At 36.1% G+C, this 17,655-nt stretch carries 12 protein-coding genes; 10 read left to right on the forward strand and 2 right to left on the reverse strand.

The window, feature by feature from the left end:
- Positions 1 to 10: 10 nt before the first annotated feature.
- From N4T20_RS14105 to N4T20_RS14145, 9 genes are all read left to right on the forward strand, one after another.
- The gene (locus N4T20_RS14105; RefSeq protein WP_260673116.1) at positions 11 to 1,210 is read left to right on the forward strand and encodes a cell surface protein; all 1,200 of its coding nucleotides are present in this window, start codon (positions 11 to 13) and stop codon (positions 1,208 to 1,210) included.
- Positions 1,211 to 1,360: 150 nt separating this feature from the next.
- Entirely contained in the window at positions 1,361 to 3,640 is a 2,280-nt protein-coding gene (locus N4T20_RS14110; protein WP_260669773.1) for a DUF5074 domain-containing protein, read from the forward strand.
- A 353-nt stretch (positions 3,641 to 3,993) separates the two neighbouring features.
- Complete coding sequence (locus tag N4T20_RS14115) at positions 3,994 to 4,632, forward strand: NAD(P)H-binding protein (RefSeq protein WP_260669774.1); 639 nt, start codon at positions 3,994 to 3,996, stop codon at positions 4,630 to 4,632.
- A 166-nt stretch (positions 4,633 to 4,798) separates the two neighbouring features.
- Positions 4,799 to 6,784: a GAF domain-containing hybrid sensor histidine kinase/response regulator gene (locus tag N4T20_RS14120; RefSeq protein WP_260669775.1), complete on the forward strand. Its 1,986-nt coding sequence runs from the start codon at positions 4,799 to 4,801 to the stop codon at positions 6,782 to 6,784.
- A 74-nt stretch (positions 6,785 to 6,858) separates the two neighbouring features.
- Positions 6,859 to 7,224, forward strand: a complete 366-nt coding sequence (locus N4T20_RS14125) for a response regulator transcription factor (protein WP_260669776.1) — start codon at positions 6,859 to 6,861, stop codon at positions 7,222 to 7,224.
- Complete coding sequence (locus tag N4T20_RS14130; RefSeq protein WP_260669777.1) at positions 7,224 to 8,438, forward strand: tetratricopeptide repeat protein; 1,215 nt, start codon at positions 7,224 to 7,226, stop codon at positions 8,436 to 8,438. The genes N4T20_RS14125 and N4T20_RS14130 overlap by 1 nt, the downstream gene beginning before the upstream one ends.
- 1 nt (position 8,439) lies before the next feature.
- The gene (locus N4T20_RS14135) at positions 8,440 to 9,261 is read left to right on the forward strand and encodes a hypothetical protein (protein WP_260669778.1); all 822 of its coding nucleotides are present in this window, start codon (positions 8,440 to 8,442) and stop codon (positions 9,259 to 9,261) included.
- A gap of 13 nt (positions 9,262 to 9,274) precedes the next feature.
- Entirely contained in the window at positions 9,275 to 10,708 is a 1,434-nt protein-coding gene (locus tag N4T20_RS14140; protein ID WP_260669779.1) for a glycosyltransferase family 2 protein, read from the forward strand.
- Positions 10,709 to 10,711: 3 nt separating this feature from the next.
- Positions 10,712 to 11,341, forward strand: coding sequence for a response regulator (locus N4T20_RS14145; RefSeq protein WP_260669780.1), 630 nt, complete (start codon positions 10,712 to 10,714; stop codon positions 11,339 to 11,341).
- Here the strand turns inward: N4T20_RS14145 and N4T20_RS14150 are convergent.
- A complete protein-coding gene (locus N4T20_RS14150) occupies positions 11,338 to 14,298 on the reverse strand; it encodes a sensor histidine kinase (RefSeq protein ID WP_260669781.1) in 2,961 nt (986 codons plus the stop codon). The genes N4T20_RS14145 and N4T20_RS14150 overlap by 4 nt on opposite strands.
- Positions 14,299 to 14,515: 217 nt before the next feature.
- Between N4T20_RS14150 and N4T20_RS14155 the strand changes: the two genes are divergently transcribed.
- The gene (locus tag N4T20_RS14155) at positions 14,516 to 15,070 is read left to right on the forward strand and encodes an NAD(P)-binding domain-containing protein (protein WP_260669782.1); all 555 of its coding nucleotides are present in this window, start codon (positions 14,516 to 14,518) and stop codon (positions 15,068 to 15,070) included.
- A 169-nt stretch (positions 15,071 to 15,239) separates the two neighbouring features.
- Here the strand turns inward: N4T20_RS14155 and N4T20_RS14160 are convergent, their stop codons facing one another.
- Positions 15,240 to 17,651, reverse strand: coding sequence for an ABC transporter permease (locus tag N4T20_RS14160; RefSeq protein ID WP_260669783.1), 2,412 nt, complete (start codon positions 17,649 to 17,651; stop codon positions 15,240 to 15,242).
- Between the last annotated feature and the right edge of the window lie 4 nt (positions 17,652 to 17,655).

Raw genomic sequence — 17,655 nt, forward strand, 5'->3', positions numbered from 1 at the left:
CCATTAAATGATGAATAAAAACCTTTTTAAAATCGCTTTGTTTTCAATTCTCTTTTTAGGATTTGCGGCCTGCGATAAAGACAGTGATACTGATGAAAATCTGCTCCCCTCAGAAGTGCTGAAAGAATCGTACACAATTGAGCGTTTTAAAGTGCTGAATATTGCAACGGCTCTTCCAGCTACAGCAAAACTGACTTGGAGTGTTAAAGATTCTATTATCTCAGAAGCAGCAGATTTGGATTTTATCAGTCCGTTTCAGAAAAATTATCCACTGACTTTAAAAGTCGAAATGAACGGAGAAATAAAGATCTATAGCTCAGCAATCAACGTGACAAAAGAAACGGGAACATATAGCAAATATATTTCTAATGTATTCGATTTTCGTCCCGCAGTCGGACAGTTTACAAACGGAATTCCAGAATATGTCTCAGGAAATACAGTATCAAGTATGATTGCCGCAGCAAAAAAAGCAATCGTGGGTTCAAATACGACTATGATTTCGTTGGGCGGTTTTGGCGGTTACGTTGTTTTTGGTTTTGATCACACCATTCCAAATATGAACGGGCGTGATTTTAAGGTTTTAGGAAATGCTTTTTGGGGAAATGAAGCCAACGAAGCGCGTGCAGGATCGTGTGAGCCTGGAATTATCATGGTTGCTTACGACAGAAATAAAAACGGAAAACCAGATGAAGATGAATGGTACGAAATTGCTGGAAGCGAATACTTTAAAAACACCACAGTAAAAAACTACGAAATCACCTATTTCAAACCCGATGCCAGTAAAACGCCTGTTGCAGGAACAGAGTTTTGGCAGGTTAACACCGAATATATTAAATGGCAGGATAATGCTGGAAAATCAGGCTATAAAGCTCAAAATGTCTTTCATGACCAAAGTTATTATCCCCTTTGGATTACCGATGCTTCTTACACTTTGAAAGGAACCCGAATAGCCGATAATTTCTACGATCAAAGCGGCGAAGGATCGTATTGGGTAGGCAAGTCATTTGAATTTGGTTATGCCGATAATGCGCCAAACAATGACGAAGCTTCAAATATTGATATTTCGTGGGCAGTAGATAAAAACGGAAAATACATAAAGCTTCCCGGAATTGATTTCGTAAAAATATACACCGCAATTAATCAAGAAGCAGGCTGGCTGGGCGAAGTTTCTACAGAAGTATCGGGCGCTTACGATTTGCATCTTAACTAATACAATTAAATTTTTAACACATAGAAACATAGATTTAGCCTTGTGATTTCTTATTAGAACTTTGACAAAGTTTAAGACAAACAAGACACATCTCGATTTTTTCTATGTGTTAAAAAAAATAGTAACACAACATTTTAAAACCATAACATTATGAAGAAAAACTACTTTATAGCACTGCTGTTATTTTTTGCATTTCTTGCCCATGCGCAGACAAAAGTGCAAGGCGTTCTTAGAAATGATATTAAATTAAAAACAGCAACGCAAAAACAATTAAATGCAAAAAATGCCACTGCAACTACTTTTAATGATATTCAGTTTTGGGTCGGTACAGGTGCCAATAAAGCAGCATTTGCCGTGCAATGGAACGATGGGAAAAATGCAGACGCCTTAATCTGGGGATTTAAATGGGATGGAAGTGCAACTGGCGAAGATATGATGAAAGCCATTGCAAAAGCCGACCCTCGTTTTTACACTCTGCTGCTGCAAGGAACGCAATTTGGAACTGCGATTGGAGGGTTTGGTTTCGATTTGGACGGAGCCAACACAATTGGATTGTACAAAAGCGGCAATTTGACTTATCCTTATTATCCTGTGAGCGGTATTGTAAACACAGCAGCTTATGATTTTGACGAGTATACGCCAATTGATGCATCAGATCACTGGCAATCTGGCTGGACTGCTAAAGGATATTGGTCGTATTGGGTAAGAGATGATGTGAATAATAGTTTTGATTATTCTGGATTAGGTGCATCGAGCCGAGTGTTGCAAAATGGCTCTTGGGACGTTTGGAATTTTAATGTTTCGTTCGTAGAAGAGCCTATTGCAACATTTACCCCTGTAGCACCTTACTCGAACGCAATAGACTTTACAAAAGGGTATTTCATGGTAAATGAAGAATGGTTTGGACATACTAATGGATCTGTAAACTTTGTCAGTAATGATGGGAAAATTAATTATAGGGTTTATAGTGGTGTAAATGAAAATAAAGCTTTTGGCGCTACTACGCAATATGGAACTATTTATGGAGATAAATTTTATTTTGTTTCTAAGCAAGCTAAAGATGGAGGCGATACGCAATATACTCCAGGCGGAAGGCTAGTTGTTGCCGATGCTCTAACAATGAAAACTCTTGCAGAATTTGATAATATAGGAGGAGGAGATGGACGCTCTTTTGTTGGAGTTGATGAAAAAACAGGATATATAGGCGCTTCAAACGGAGTTTTTGTTTTTGATATTGTCAATAAGAAAGTAGGAACTCTCATTGCAGGAACAGGAGGCGGAAGCCAGTATGCGGGTCAGATTGGAAACATGATTCGTACTTCTCAATATGTTTTTGCCGTAAAACAAAATGCTGGAATTTTGGTCATTGATCCTAAAACAAATACGGTAATTAAAACTATTGCAGGTGCATTTCATTCGGTTACGCAATCTAAAGACGGAAGTATTTGGGGAATTCAAAACAAGAAATTAATTAATATTGACCAGCTGACTTTTGCAACGATTGAATATGCCATTCCAACCACCCAATATTTGGGATCTTGGGGAGCGTGGAATGCGGGTAGCTTTACGTATAGCAATAAAGAAAATGCTTTGTATTGGATGAATTCCGTCAACGCATTTACTTCAGGCGTTCAAATTATAAAATTTGATGTGGCAACCAAGAAATTCAATGAAAGTTTTGCAACACTTCCGGGACAAACAGGAACTTTTAAGCAAATTCCTTATGGAGCAGCATTGAGAATCGATCCAGTTTCAGACAATTTAATTGTAAACACTACCGAGAGCGGATTTGGTCTACATTATCAAAAAAACTGGATTCATACTTTTGACAATACGGGAAAATTAATCGATACTAAAATTTTAAACGATTATTACTGGTTTCCAGCTATGACCGTATTTCCAGACAATGCAGCACCCGTTGTCAATTCCATTCTGCCATCGCAGGTTTCAACGGGAAGCCCGACAGTTATTGACTTAAAAACAGTGGTTTCAGATGAAGACAATTTAGCTGCCGCCATTGTAAAAACAATCAAATCCAATAGTGACGAAGCTATTGTCTCGGCAGAAATAAATGCCAATGAAGAACTGATTTTAACTCCAAAAATAGGAGGAAAAGCAACAATTGTAATCAGTTTTAATTCTAATGGGAAAGTAGTTGAAAAATCGATTTTAGTTGATACAGCTGTTTTAGGAAGAGACGAATTCACGAAAGTGCAATTATCCATTTATCCAAATCCAGTTTCAGATTATCTGAATATCAGTTCAGAAGATGAAATTGTCGAAGCTGTAATTTATGATGTTAACGGAAGAGCCATCAACACGAGAATCAATAACAATCAAATTGATGTAAGCCATTTTGCTAAAGGATTTTACATTATCAATATTGTAACCGATAAAGCGAAGTATACACACAAATTTATTAAAAGATAAGATTTAGAATAGTCTAATTAATGAGCTGCCACTTTTGTGGCAGCTTTTTTTTGACAAAATGCTCCATAGGAGCATAATAGATAAGAAAAAAAAAGCTCCGTAGGAGCGAAATATCGGTAGGCATATCGGTAACAACATATCGGTAGCCACACAGCCAATGGTTTCAACCATTGAATCTAAGATAATCTAGGAAATGCTCCGTAGGAGCAAAATATCGGTAGCGAAATATCGGTAGCCACACAGCCAATGGTTTTAACCATTGGATCCAAGAGAATTGCTCCGTAGGAGCAACATATCGGTAGACCGATATATTGGTATAATCGTTATATTTACGATACAAAATTCCGAACATTATGAAAGCATTAGTAATTGGAGGTACAGGCGCAACAGGAAAAGAGCTGGTTGATCTGCTTTTAGAAAACAATGATTATACAGCCGTTTCAATTTTTGTGAGACGTCCGACAGGGAAATCGCATCCAAAACTCACGGAACATATAGTTGATTTTTCAGACGTTAATCCGTTTCAGAATTTAATTGAAGGCGATGTGTTTTTTTCTTGTATTGGAACGACTTTAAAAGATGCCGGTTCAAAAGAAAAACAATGGACAATCGATTATGATATTCCTGCCCAATTTGCAGCTGCCGCAAAAGAGAACAACGTAAAATCGTTGGTTTTGGTTTCTTCTTACGGGGCTTCGGCAAAAAGCAGCGTCTATTATTCGATGATGAAAGGAAAGCTAGAAGACTATCTAGAAGGACTCCATTTTGCGCAATACATCATTTTTAGGCCAGGGCCTTTAATTCGAGAAAATACGGATCGTTTGGGCGAAAAGATTTCAGTAAAAGTCATAAAATTCTTCAATGCAATCGGACTTTTTAAAAATCTGAAGCCCATAACAACAGCTTTTTTAGCCGAGAAATTAGCCAAAGCTCCAAAAACACTTCCAGAAGGGTTGACAATACTTGAATTAAACCAAATTCTTAAGCTGTAAGATAAGTTTGCTAGCAACCGCACAAGAGAAATCGGATTAGAACAAGATGCGTAATCCAAACTGTAATACTTAAATCTTTTTGGTTATAAATTTAGAACAAACACGCTCCAGAAAAAGGCTTTTAGACTAATTTGCGCTACCTTTATACACTTTTATCACGCTAAAAATGAATCAAGATTTCCCTATTCCCGACAACGAGTTACAGCGTTTAGCCGCCTTAAAGCGCTATAATATACTTGACACACTTCCAGATGATGCTTTTGACGATGCCACAAAGCTAGTTTCGTATATCTGCGGTGTTCCTATTGCCCATATTTCTTTTATTGATGAAAACAGGCAATGGTTCAAGTCTGAAATCGGAATAGGAGTTTCTGAAGTGCCTCGTGAAATCACTTTTTGCCAGTATACCATATTGGATACGAAAATGGTTGAAATAAACGACACTTTTTTGAACGAACGCTTTAAGGATGATCCGAATGTTACAGGAGGTTTTAACATAAGATTTTATGCAGGCGTGCCTCTTACAACACCAGACGGCTATAATATTGGGACGATTTGCGCAATTGACCATGTTGTAAAAGAACTGAATGAAAACCAGCGCAATGCCCTTTCTATCGTGGCAAAACACGTTATTGCACAGTTAGAGTTGGGAACAAAAAACAGCCAATTGTATGCCCAGAGAAAAATTGCTGAGCGCGCGGTTTTGGCGCGAGACAGCTTTTTGGCGAATATGAGCCACGAGATTAGAACACCTTTAAATGCTATTGTTGGTTTTACAGATTTGCTTGTCCAAACTAAGTTAGACGAAACTCAGCATGATTATATCGAAAGCGTTCAAATTGCCGGAGAAAGATTGCTTTTGATAGTAAATGATATTTTAGACCTTTCTAAAATTGAGTCGGGTAATTTAACGATCGAGTCAAATCCATTCAATTTAAAGAAAACGCTTAAGCATATTTATAATCTGCTAAAGGTGAAAGTAAAAAGCGATGTCGATTTTAATCTCTTTCTGGATGCTGAAATGCCAGATATGGTTGTAGGCGATCAGGGGCGATTAAGCCAGATTTTGGTAAATCTTATTGGTAATGCGCTTAAATTTACAACTGAAGGAGAAGTTACGGTTTCAGTAAAAAAAATAGAGGAAACAGAAGATCGCTATACGCTTAAATTTTCGGTAAAAGATACTGGAATCGGAATCGCAAAAGATAAACTGGAAACCATTTTTGAACGATTTACTCAAGGAGAAGAAAGCACCACGCGAACATTTGGCGGGACAGGGCTTGGACTTAACATCGTAAAACAGCTGGTTGAACTGCAGAAAGGAGAAGTTCATGTAAAAAGCACTTTAAACCGCGGTTCTGAGTTTTACGTAATTATCTCGTATGAAAAAACAAATTTTGAAGAAACTGCAGTAAAAACCATTTCTAAAAATGATTTAGGAAATCTTAAAATATTGCTTTGCGAGGACAATGTCTTAAACCAAAAGCTAGCAAAAAGCGTAATTAATAATTTTGGCTTTGATCTGGATATTGCCAATAATGGAGAAGAAGGGATTGAACTTTTATCGAAAAACGAATATGATTTGGTTTTAATGGACTTGCAGATGCCAGTTAAAGACGGATACCAAACCACAGAATACATTCGAAATGAAATGAATTCCAATATTCCGATTATCGCCATGACGGCGCATTCTCTGGTAGGAGAGCAGGAGCGCTGCTATAAATCGGGTATGGATGCCTATGTGCCGAAGCCTTTTAAACAAGCCGTTCTTCTAAAAGCCATAAAAACAGTAATGACTCCAGATAGAGACACACATCATAAAAGAATTATTGATATGTCTTTCCTAGACGAAATGTCTGGCGGCGATTCTGAATTTAAGAAGGATATGGTAAATCTTTTTGTTGAAAAAATTCCGAATCAAGTGGCACAATTGGAAGAAGCATTTAAAAATACCGATTATGACAGCGTAAAGAAACTGGCGCATAATATGAAATCAAGCATGGACATTTTTATGCTGCAGGATTTGAGCAATTGTCTGTCGATTATTGAAGAAGAAGCGTCATTTGGCAAATTTACTGCCGAAACATTAGATAAAGTAAATATTTTTAGCTGCGGAATAGAGGAAGTCGTTAAAATTTTAAAAGAGCTATGATATAAGGGAAATATGCAGTAGCTTTATACTAATGATGATAATTTAGTTTGTCCCAAAGAGAAAAAAAATAAAAAATGAGAATTATTGTAGCCGAAGATAATGATATCCTACGCAAATCGTTGTCTTTTTTCTTAGAGTCTAAAGGGTTTACGGTTGACCAGTTTTCTGATGGAAAAGAAGCTCTAGAAGCGATCGAAAAAGAAAACTATGATTTAATACTGACCGATATAAATATGCCAGGAATCAGCGGAATGGAAATTACCCAGCACGTTAGAGAGAACCTAAAATCTGATATCCCTGTCATTATATTGACTTCTTCTGGGGTTGAGCAAACTGAGCTTGATTCTTTTGATATTGGGGCTAACGAATTTATTGCCAAGCCTGTAAGTCCAGCCGTACTTTTAGTTAGGATTAATAAATTGCTAAAAACCCGAATCTGATGAAGTATATTTATAATTGCATTCTACTGCTTTTTATTTCTTCAATTGCTATTGGCCAAGAAATCAATGTAGAGGAGACTTTAGCAAATGCAAGACAGGAAGCAGAAAAAGGAAATTATGATAAAGCCTTGTCTCTTATTGAGCCTCTACGCACGAAATATCCAGAAAACGAGGACGTACAGACTTTTGCAGGAAGAATTTACAGCTGGAAAAAAGACTATAAAACAGCGGTGAAAGTTTTATCTCCAATAGCTGATCGAAACAATCCGAATCCAGAAGCGTTGCAGGCGCTTATAAACGTTTATTTCTGGACAGAAGATTATGAAAAGTGTATTTCCTATTGTGATAAATATCTCGCTATAGATCCAAAATCGGTTGAGGTTTTGAAAATTAAGGCAACCTGTCTGGAAAAACTCAATCGCGATCAAGAAGCATTAGATCTAATAGAAAAATCGGCTTATATCGATAATAGCACTCAAGCTTTTAGAGGGATCCGAACCCTTATCGGGCGTAAAGCAAAAAATGCAGTTTCGGCTTCTTACCTAAACATTTCAACATCAGATCCAGGGCAGCCGCCATTTCATTACGGATATGTAGAGTATTCGCATAAATTCAGCAAATCGGCAATCGTCGGAAGAGCGAATATCGGAAACATAGGAAGCGAAACTCAAATGATGTTCGAAACCGATTTTTATCAGACCTTTTCAAACAAAAGCTATTTGTATGCAAATGCTGGGGTATCTACGGGAGAAACCATATTTCCTGTTGCCAAAGCAGGTTTAGAATATTATTTTGCTCCGCAAAAAAAGTTTGATTTTTCGCTAGGCGCAAGATTTATGCATTTTGATGCAGACGATATTACGCTGCTGACAGGGCAAGTGGCATACAATGCAGGAATTTACAGTTTTGCTTACAGACCTTATTATGATGTTTCGAACGAACTTTTTTCTCATGTTTTAAGCGTTCAGCGTGTAAATGAAGAAAAAGAACGTCTCATAAGATTGGAGCTGCAATACGGAAATGTTCCTTATTTGTATCTCTACAATAGTTTTACACAGCCTTTAAAAGCATATCGTGCCGGAATTCAGTATCAGCATCGTTTTGGAGACTCCTTTTTTGTTCGCCCTATTTTCCTTTACGAATACGAAGAATATACCCCAGGAGAATATAGAAATAAGTTTAATGTACAGTTAATTGTAACCAAACGTTTTTAAGATGACAGAAATCTGGGAGCTATATAAACACGGTCAGTGGGAAGTGCCTTTTCTCACTTTTTCCATATATCTGTTTGTAGTGGCCTCATTCATTTTATATCTAAGTATTGTAGCCAGCAGAAGCAGCAAAATAAAGAAAGAAAGGCTTAGTAAAGAATACGGTGCAGCGATAGACAAAGTACTGTCGGCCGTTATTTTTGAAGATGTCCCGTATGCTGAAATTATAAAAGACAAAAATTTTCAAGTGCTTTTTGACACCTCTTTTTTTAGAGAGGTTTTAATGGATTCCCTTATCAATCTGCATAAAAATTATGAAGGCGTTTATGCGCAGAAATTGGAACAGTTTTATAAAGATTCTAGTTTAGTAAAAGTTTCCTTTAGAAAACTTAAAAGTTTAAAATGGGAAGTAAAATGTAAAGGAATTACAGAATTGGCAGAGTTTAATATTAAAGAAGCATTTGCTAAAACTATAGTTTATTCTAAAGCCAGAAATAAAACATTGAAAATTGTTGCTTTAAATGCCTGTATAAAACTTCAAGGCGCTAAAAGCATCAAATATTTAGTAGACCATTCTGATCCAATTGATGATTGGATGCAGTTGAATATTATTGGTGCCTTTAAAAAACATGATCTTGGTGACAGAGAGGGAATTGAGCATTTGTTGGAATCGCAGAATACAACAGTCATTACGCTTGGACTAAAACTTATAAAAGAACTTAAACTTACGCAGAAAGTTCCTCATGTAGCCCAATTGGCAGCTCACTCAACAAATACAATCATAAAATACGAAGCACAGAGCATTCTGCAGACATTAACAGTATAAATGAGATAATGAAATGACTTTTTTTACTACTGAAATAACATGGTTTTTGGATGCATACATTCTCGTGATTCTTGGTTATGCCATATTAATCATGTCTTCTTATCTGATTTTGGCTTACCTTTCTACAAAAGAACTCAGGAATTATCTCAAAAGAAACAGTTTTGTAGATTACGATGTTTTATTGACCAGCGAATTTGCGCCAAAACTTTCGCTGATTGCACCCTCATATAACGAAGGGCTTACAATAGAAGAAAATGTAAAATCGTTGCTTTCGCTGAATTACAATAATTATCAGGTTATTGTCGTAAATGATGGGAGCAAGGATAATTCGATGGAAATCCTGACCAAAACGTACGATCTTGTTTTAACAGATTTAGATATTCATCCAAAAATCGGAACTAAAAAAGTTAAAGGAATTTACACTTCAAGAAATGCCGCTTTCAAAAAACTGATTGTCGTTGACAAAGAAAACGGAGGCAAAGCAGATGCCTTAAATGTCGGGCTCAACATTGCGCAAAATCCTTATGTGGTTTGTATTGATGTAGATTGCATTCTTGATAAAGATTCGCTTTTAAAGTTGGCAAAACCCTTTTTGGAGTCTCATGGCAAACGCATTATTGCAACTGGAGGCGTGGTGCGAATTGCGAATCAATGTGTGATTAAAAACGGACGTTTGGTCGAGGTTCATGTGCCAGATATTATGCTGTCAAGAATTCAGGTTTTAGAATACCTTAGAGCTTTTCTTTTGGGAAGAATGGCTTGGGGAAAACTGGACGGATTATTATTGATAAGCGGTGCTTTTGGAGCTTTTGATAAAGAAATTGCCCTGCTTTCTGGCGGTTACAGCACCAAAACAGTTGGTGAAGATATGGAGCTTATAGTGAGAATGCGCCGTTATATGCTGGATAATAATCTGCCTTATTCGGTGAGCTATATTCCAGATCCCCTTTGTTGGACCGAAACTCCTGAAGATTTTAAGATATTCAAAAAACAGCGCTCCCGCTGGATGAGAGGAACAATTGAAACATTAAGCATACACCGCAGAATGTTTCTTAATCCGAAATATAAGCTGTTGGGAATGTTGAGCGTGCCGTATTGGACTTTGTTTGAATTTTTAGCTCCAGCAATAGAATTTATCGGTTTGGCCATAACCGCTGTATTTATAATATTCGGTTTGCTTAACTGGCATTTTTTCTTTTTGCTGCTGCTTTTCGTATATTCGTTCGCAGTTTTCTTTTCGGTTATAGCTTTGTACAGCGAAGAGAAAACCTATCATAAATACCCTAAACAAGCAGATTTTTTCAAACTTTTAATGGCCGCTTTTATAGAACCGTTTTATTTTCATCCGCTTACTGTATACGCTGCTTTGATTGGCTATAAAGAAAAAATTATGGGAACTAAAGGTTGGGGCGAAATGACTAGAAAAGGATTTACTAAGAAAGAGTAAAAAATGACAAAGAAAATTTTAATAGTTGATGATCATTTGGTTGTGAGAAATGGAGTGGCAATGATCTTGGAAAGGCAATTTGAAGATGTTGCCATTTCGAATGCCGAAAATTTCTTTGAAGCAGTAACGCTTTTGAAAAACCTTCCTTTTGATTTGGTTATTTTGGACATCAATATTCCGGGCGGAAAAAATACCGATATGATTACCGAAATACGAGCCATTCAGCCCGATGTAAAAATATTGGTTTTCTCAGCGCATGAAGAAGAACAGTATGCTATAAAATATCTGTCCTGCGGCGCCAATGGCTATGTAGACAAATTGTGCAGTGAAGAAAAAATCATGTTTGCCATTACTTCAATTTTGGAATCGGGAACTTATGTTTCTCCAGAATTGGTCAGTAAATTAGTAGGCAATCAGTCCAATAAAAGAAAAACAAATCCGTTGGAAGGGCTATCAAAAAGAGAACTTCAGATTACAGATTTGCTGGTGCAGGGAAACGGCAATTTAGAAATTTCAAATATTCTGAATATTCATGTGTCGACTGTGAGCACTTATAAAGCAAGGGTTTTTGAAAAATTAAAAGTCAATAATCTAGTGGAGCTCATTAATTTGTACAAAACTTTTCAAAGCTAATTGTATTCAACCATTATCTCGATTGTTGTTCCTTTATCGATGTCGCTTATAATGTTGATGTTTCCTTCAATAAGAATAAGAAGTTCAATAATCATATGAAGTCCGAGGTGGTAATTTTTTGAAATCGGATTTTTATAAAAATTATGGTAATAGTCAATAAGCTCTTTGCTCATGCCTTTCCCATTATCTACAATTTTCAAGGTAAGCATATTTTTTTCAGCAGCAGACAACAGTTCGATTCTTCCGTTTCTAGTATTTTTAATGGCATTATCAATTAAGTTGTGAATAATGATTGAGAGCGCTTTTTTGTTTGTTCTAACGCAGAAATCTCTGTCTACATTGTTGATAATGGCATTATTTTCTGCTTCGGCAATCTTTTCAAAAATCTGAATTCTTTCCTCGATTAATTGGTATAAAGAATAACTTTCTTCTTCTAGTTTTTTGCCTTCAATAAAAATAGACGAATATTTGATAAGATTTTCGACATATTCATACAATTGAGAAGTTGAGGTTTGCAAAGTTCCCAATTGCTGTTTGAGCTTTGGATCGTCTTGAATAATGCTATTCTCAAAAAGATGTTTTATAGAAGAAGACAAGAACTTTAAAGGACTTTTGATGTCATGGCTAACACTTTTAACCAGCATTTCGTGCTGTTTAATTTCCTGTTTCAAGTTATTTTCGGTTTTCTCCAATTTTTTAACGGTAGAAGCCAATTTTTTGGTTTTTTTCGCAATTACCTCTTCCAGTTTTATGCTTTTCATTTTCAAGTAATACAGCCTAATGTACCAGATGGCAATTACAAAACCAATGGCGAGAATCCAGCATAGAACGGTGAACCAAATGGTCTGGTAAAATTTTGCCGGCACAACCAGAATTACTTTTTTGTAGGCATAATTGGCAGCAAAACCAGACAAGCTTCTAAAAGTTAGGGTATAAGTTCCTGGAGGTAGTGTGGTAAAAGATATCGATTTATCCGCCTTTAGCCTTTCCCAGCGATCACTGCCAATTTTGTCCATTTTGGCTTCAATTGTCAGATTTTTAGGATTGCCATAATAAGGATAAGAAACAAGAAAACTGACCCTTTGAAAATTATTCTCTAAAAAAATGGTGTCTTTCGGCAAAAGTGTTTTCTGATCCAAAAGAACCTTATCTATAAAAAGTTCTTTGCCTGGCAGCAGAGGAGACACTTTATATGGATTAAAAAACACCATACCATTCATAGAAGGAAAAACAATCTCATTATTTTTCAGCAAATTTCCGCAAGGCTGGCATCCGCCATTAAATTCGCTAGTCAAAAAGCCATCGACTTTGTTGTATTGGTGGTAGTAGATAACCGTTTTTTTATTTCTGCAATAGTTAAGCAGCGCTTTTCTTGAAACCTGAAAGAGACCTTTATTGGTTGAGATCCAGAAAAAATGATTTTGATCCTCTATGATGCAATGTGCGGTATTTAGCGCGTACTCTTCGTCTGTTGGAAAAGAATGTAAAACATGGTCAGAATACAAGTAAAATCCCTTCTCGTATGTCGTGAGCCACATTTTCTGATTGCTATCGATAAAAATGCTCCTAATGCTTAATTTTTCGGTACCCGTGGCAAAATGTATTTTTTTTGACTTTAAATTATATTCAAACAATCCATCATTTCCTCCCAAATAAAGAGTGCTGCCTTGTTGGGCTATGTAATTAATGTTATGCCTGAAAATAGCCTCTAGCTTTACAGCTCCTTTTTTTATAGCATACAGTTTGGGTTTATGAAATTCATCAATACCCACAGCAACCCAGATGGTATTGCTATTATCCTTGAATATTGTTTTCGGATTTTGATTAAAGCGATAGGTGAGATGTTTTTTGTATCCCGATTTTTTTAAGTAGCAAAATACATTCATCGATCGGCTGATCCAGATGTTTTTTTCATCATCGAGCGCGATATTCAGACGCTCATCCAGAAAAACACTTTTAGGAAATGAAATACTGTCTATAACTTTTTTGCTGTTAATGATTAACCCTTCAGAAGTGATAACAGTGCTGTCGTTGAGAGCTTGCGCAGCATAGTACACTTCAGCTCTCCCGCTGTTGTTTGTGATCGATTTAAAAGCAGGAAAAGAAATAATGCACAAACCGTTGGTGCCGCTCCCTAAATACAGTTTTTGATTTTCTGAATCGAAATAAACGGCAATGATATTGCTTGTTTCAAAATCCTTATACTCTACGATTAGCTGCGCTGTTAATTGGCTATTCTGATTTTTTAACTGATATATTTTATTTTTTACGGAAAGAAAGACCTGTCCTGTTGTAATATTCCAATATAATTTGTGATTGCCTTTTAACAATAGCGCATTTAGTTTTCCAGAAGTCTTGCCATTTTTAGAGAAACAATAATAATTGCCAGTATCGGTGAGATAGAAAAGAGTATTGTTTATCGTAAAAAAGTTGAAAATATTATCATTTTGGAATGCGGTTTTAGAAATGATTTTTATTTTAGAATCGTACAATTCTACAGTTTCATTATCTATAAAAAAGATATTTCCGTTGGTGAGTTTAATATAATAAGGTTCGTGTTTATCAACCGTATTGTTTGAAGGAAGCCCATCATGGAAAAAATAACGTCTGCCGTTTCGGATTAGATTATAAGTAGGAGCATTTTTTTTGAGTATATGAACTTTGGTGTTTTTGATTAAGACAAGCTCTTTTTTGCTTTCATTAAAACTTGTAAGACTGTCTTTTTCGATGTTTCCAAAAATATCGGTGAAACGGGTGTGTTCTAAAGAGGTGTTGGAGGAATTAAAAGCAAGAAAATTATTTCCGTCATAACGGACAATCCCATTTTCTGTTGTCATCCATATAAAATGATGTTTGTCCTGAACGATTGCTTTTACGCTATTCTGTTGCAGTTCGTTATTGTCCGCAGTGTACCATCTGGCTCTGTAGTTTTCTTGGCAGACCATTTTGGTTGTCATAAGCAGCAGCAAAAAACAACGAAGATAAAGTGAGGCCCTTATTTTGAACATTCAACTAGTTTTATACCATGCAAACTTAAAAAACATATAGCAGAAATTGCTCTTTGTAGTTTTAAATCTACAACGTTGTAGATTTATTGGCACAGCAAAAATGTGTCCTCTGATACTTTGTAAGGCTATATTTGTCTCAAAAGATTAATGTCAACGTTCAAAATGTATGAGGATAGGAGTAATTGGGTTATGTAGTTTTACAATGGATTTTATGAATCGTTCAATAAAGGCTGGACATCAGGTACTGTTAAGTTCTACCCGCGAGAATCGGCAGTTTAAAGATCTGGCTCAGAAAATGGGGGAGAATGTGAAATTGGTAAGCAGAAACGAAGCTGTAGCCGCTGACATACTGCTTTTATTTATTCCTCGCGAAGATGTCGAACTATTTTTAACCGATTTGCCCAATATGAACGAAAAAATATTGATCCATGCGAGCAATCCTATTTTCAGTTTAGAATGCCTGAGGCCAAATTCAAAAGCATCGTGCGAAATAATTGCTTCGCTTTTGCCAGAAGCTCATATAATAAAGGTGCTTAATATTGTGAATCCGAGTGTGCTTTCGCTCTTAAATCAAAGACATACAGGAAATGAAATATTTTTTGCAGGAAAAGATAAGCACGCAAAAGATAAGGCAAAAACTTTTTTTAAAAGCCTAAACCTTGCTGGGGTAGATTTCGAAGATTTCTCTTTACCTCCAATACCAGCCCATTTGATGAACTAGGATTTTTTATAAAGAAACCAGCTTTGAATAATAAAATTGTTCAAACCCCGAAATGTCTCAGGAAAGCTAACTTCTTGGGGCATTTTTTTTGTATAACACTTAGCCAGAATATAAAAAGCTGCGCAAGGGCTCAGACTTGCACAGCTTTTTGGAAAAAACTCAAAACTAATTACTCATATTTTAAATATTTCAGCACATCGACTTTTGTTACCTGATACGCTTTTGCCAAAACAATGGTCAGCGTTAAAAATAGCAGCGAAACAAAAGCTGCGAGAAAAGGCAGGAACGGAATATCAATTCGAGAAGCAAAGTTCTCGAGCCATTTTTGCATTAATAGAAAAGCAGGAACAATTCCGATGAAGAAACCAATTACGCAGAAAACTACATACTGTTTGGATAATTCTTTCAGCAAAGTATTGGTTTCTGCGCCAAGCGTTTTTCTGATGGCAATTTCTCTTAATCTTCTTTCCATAGAAAAAGAAGCCAAAGCAAATAATCCGAAGATGGCAATTAATATTACCACAACATTCAATAGTGCAAACAAATTTCTCTGATCTTGATATTTTTTATAGGTTCTTGCAAAGTTTTTATCTACAAAATCATACTCAAACGGATATTCCTGATCGACTTTAGATTTCCAGAATTTATCAATTGCCGCGATCGTTTCAGGCATTCCCTCAGGAGATATTTTGACAGAAACATTTCGCATATCATTTGTCATCCAATCAAAAGCCTTGATATGGAAGAAAATCATTGGAGCAACATTATATTCTAAACCGATATAATGGAAATTTTTGACAACACCGACAACTTTAAATTTCTGTCCGCCAAAAGTGATGTCTTGATTTACAGGATCTTTTACCTGCAGCGTTTTTGCGGCGGTTTCATTCAGTAAAGCGCTCGAAATGCTGTCTGTAGCCAATTCAGGATTCAAGTCTCTTCCTTTGTATATTTTGATGCCTAAAAGCTTTAATTCGCCAAAATCAACAGGCATTTGCTGTGTCACAACTTCTTTGTTCGATTTGTAATGAAGTCCTTGCCATGAGTTCTCATTGCTTCCTATAGAAAACATTCCGGCAGAAACGGCTTCAACACCTTTAATTTTCAGCAGTTCTTGTTTAATAAGTTTATATCTTTCATATTGGTTTTTGCCTTTTTGCGGCTTAAACGAAATATCCATGACCTGAGCACCATTAAAACCTAAATCTTTTGCCATCATAAAGTTTACCTGTTTGTAAACAATAAACGACCCGATAATAAAAAGAGTGGCAATAGAAAACTGTAAAACAAGCATTCCGTTACGAATCCAGACACCATTTTTGCTTCTCGAAAAATTGCCTTTTAGAACTTTTAAAGTTTCAAAATTGGAAATATAAACTGCTGGGAAAACGCCAGAAACAATAATAACAAAAAAGAAAATCAAGATTAGCTGCAAATAGAATTGAGTTCCTATCAGGGATAGATTTTTGTTTAGAAAAGCATTATAAAACGGAAGCGAAAGTTCTACTATTACCATTGCCAGTAAAACCGAAAACAAGGTAATGAGCGTGGTTTCAAAAACAAACTGCGCAACAATCTGCGATTTTGTAGCGCCAACTATTTTTCGGACTCCAACTTCTTTAGCACGTTTTACAGCATTTGCAGTAGCCATATTAATGTAATTTACAATCGAAAGAATTAAAATTAGGATCGATAGCCCCATTACGATTTTTAGAAACTGCAAATTGGCATTCTGTTCAGGAAAAGCATAATTTCCCTGATAAAGTCTCGCTCTTGTAAATGGCAGGAGTCTAGATTTTATAGGATCTCCGTATTGTTTTATAAACTGTTCAATAGATAAACCTTCAGCTTTTGCCTGCTTTTTATAGTTGTCTTCAAGAAAAATTTTATCCAAATTTTGGATAACTGCTGTCGTATCGCTTTGTCTTTTCAGCTTAAGCATTAATCCGTAGCTAAAGCCCCAGTTGTCTTTATTTTTTTCCAATTCTTCTTCAACCACGGGAGTTATAACAGCCGGCATTACCGATGATTTTTCAGGCATTTTGTAAACACCGCGAACAACAAAAATTCGATCGGCATATTTTACCTGTTTGCCCATTGGGTTTTCATTCTTAAAAATGCGCAAAGCGGTTTCTTTAGAAAGTACCATGCTGTTGCGATCGCTCAAAGCAGTTTTAGCATTACCTTGAATAAATTCAAAAGGAAAAAAAGAAAAGAAAGTAGTCTGAGCCGAAAAGATTTTGTCAACCAATTCGATTTTTCCGTTATACTGAATCGTTTCTTTGGTATAAAATGGTCTAAAATAACAGTATTGATCCAAATAGGAAGTAGTTTCTTTTAGCATTCGGCCAGGAATCGGGGAGTTTGTTGTCCAAATATTGCCTCCGCCAAAATCATTCATTACGCTATAAATCTTATCCTTTTCAGGATTCCATTGGTCATACGAATGTTCGTCGTTCCAGTATAGGATTGCAAAAATCAAACCCGCAATTCCAATACTCAAGCCCAATATATTGAGCACAGTAAAGAATTTGTTATTCTTAATATGATAAACAAATATGTTTGTCCAGTTCTTAAGCATGACC

Origin of the sequence: Flavobacterium sp. TR2, assembly GCF_025252405.1 — a bacterium.
Taxonomy (GTDB): Bacteria; Bacteroidota; Bacteroidia; order Flavobacteriales; family Flavobacteriaceae; genus Flavobacterium.

Bases quoted from the DNA above. Each gene is read 5' to 3' on its own strand.
- N4T20_RS14105 (WP_260673116.1), top strand. From the start codon at position 11: ATGAATAAAAACCTTTTTAAAATCGCTTTGTTTTCAATTCTCTTTTTA.
- N4T20_RS14110 (WP_260669773.1), top strand. From the start codon at position 1,361: ATGAAGAAAAACTACTTTATAGCACTGCTGTTATTTTTTGCATTTCTT.
- N4T20_RS14115 (WP_260669774.1), top strand. From the start codon at position 3,994: ATGAAAGCATTAGTAATTGGAGGTACAGGCGCAACAGGAAAAGAGCTG.
- N4T20_RS14120 (WP_260669775.1), top strand. From the start codon at position 4,799: ATGAATCAAGATTTCCCTATTCCCGACAACGAGTTACAGCGTTTAGCC.
- N4T20_RS14125 (WP_260669776.1), top strand. From the start codon at position 6,859: ATGAGAATTATTGTAGCCGAAGATAATGATATCCTACGCAAATCGTTG.
- N4T20_RS14130 (WP_260669777.1), top strand. From the start codon at position 7,224: ATGAAGTATATTTATAATTGCATTCTACTGCTTTTTATTTCTTCAATT.
- N4T20_RS14135 (WP_260669778.1), top strand. From the start codon at position 8,440: ATGACAGAAATCTGGGAGCTATATAAACACGGTCAGTGGGAAGTGCCT.
- N4T20_RS14140 (WP_260669779.1), top strand. From the start codon at position 9,275: ATGACTTTTTTTACTACTGAAATAACATGGTTTTTGGATGCATACATT.
- N4T20_RS14145 (WP_260669780.1), top strand. From the start codon at position 10,712: ATGACAAAGAAAATTTTAATAGTTGATGATCATTTGGTTGTGAGAAAT.
- N4T20_RS14150 (WP_260669781.1), bottom strand. From the start codon at position 14,298: ATGACAACCAAAATGGTCTGCCAAGAAAACTACAGAGCCAGATGGTAC.
- N4T20_RS14155 (WP_260669782.1), top strand. From the start codon at position 14,516: ATGAGGATAGGAGTAATTGGGTTATGTAGTTTTACAATGGATTTTATG.
- N4T20_RS14160 (WP_260669783.1), bottom strand. From the start codon at position 17,651: ATGCTTAAGAACTGGACAAACATATTTGTTTATCATATTAAGAATAAC.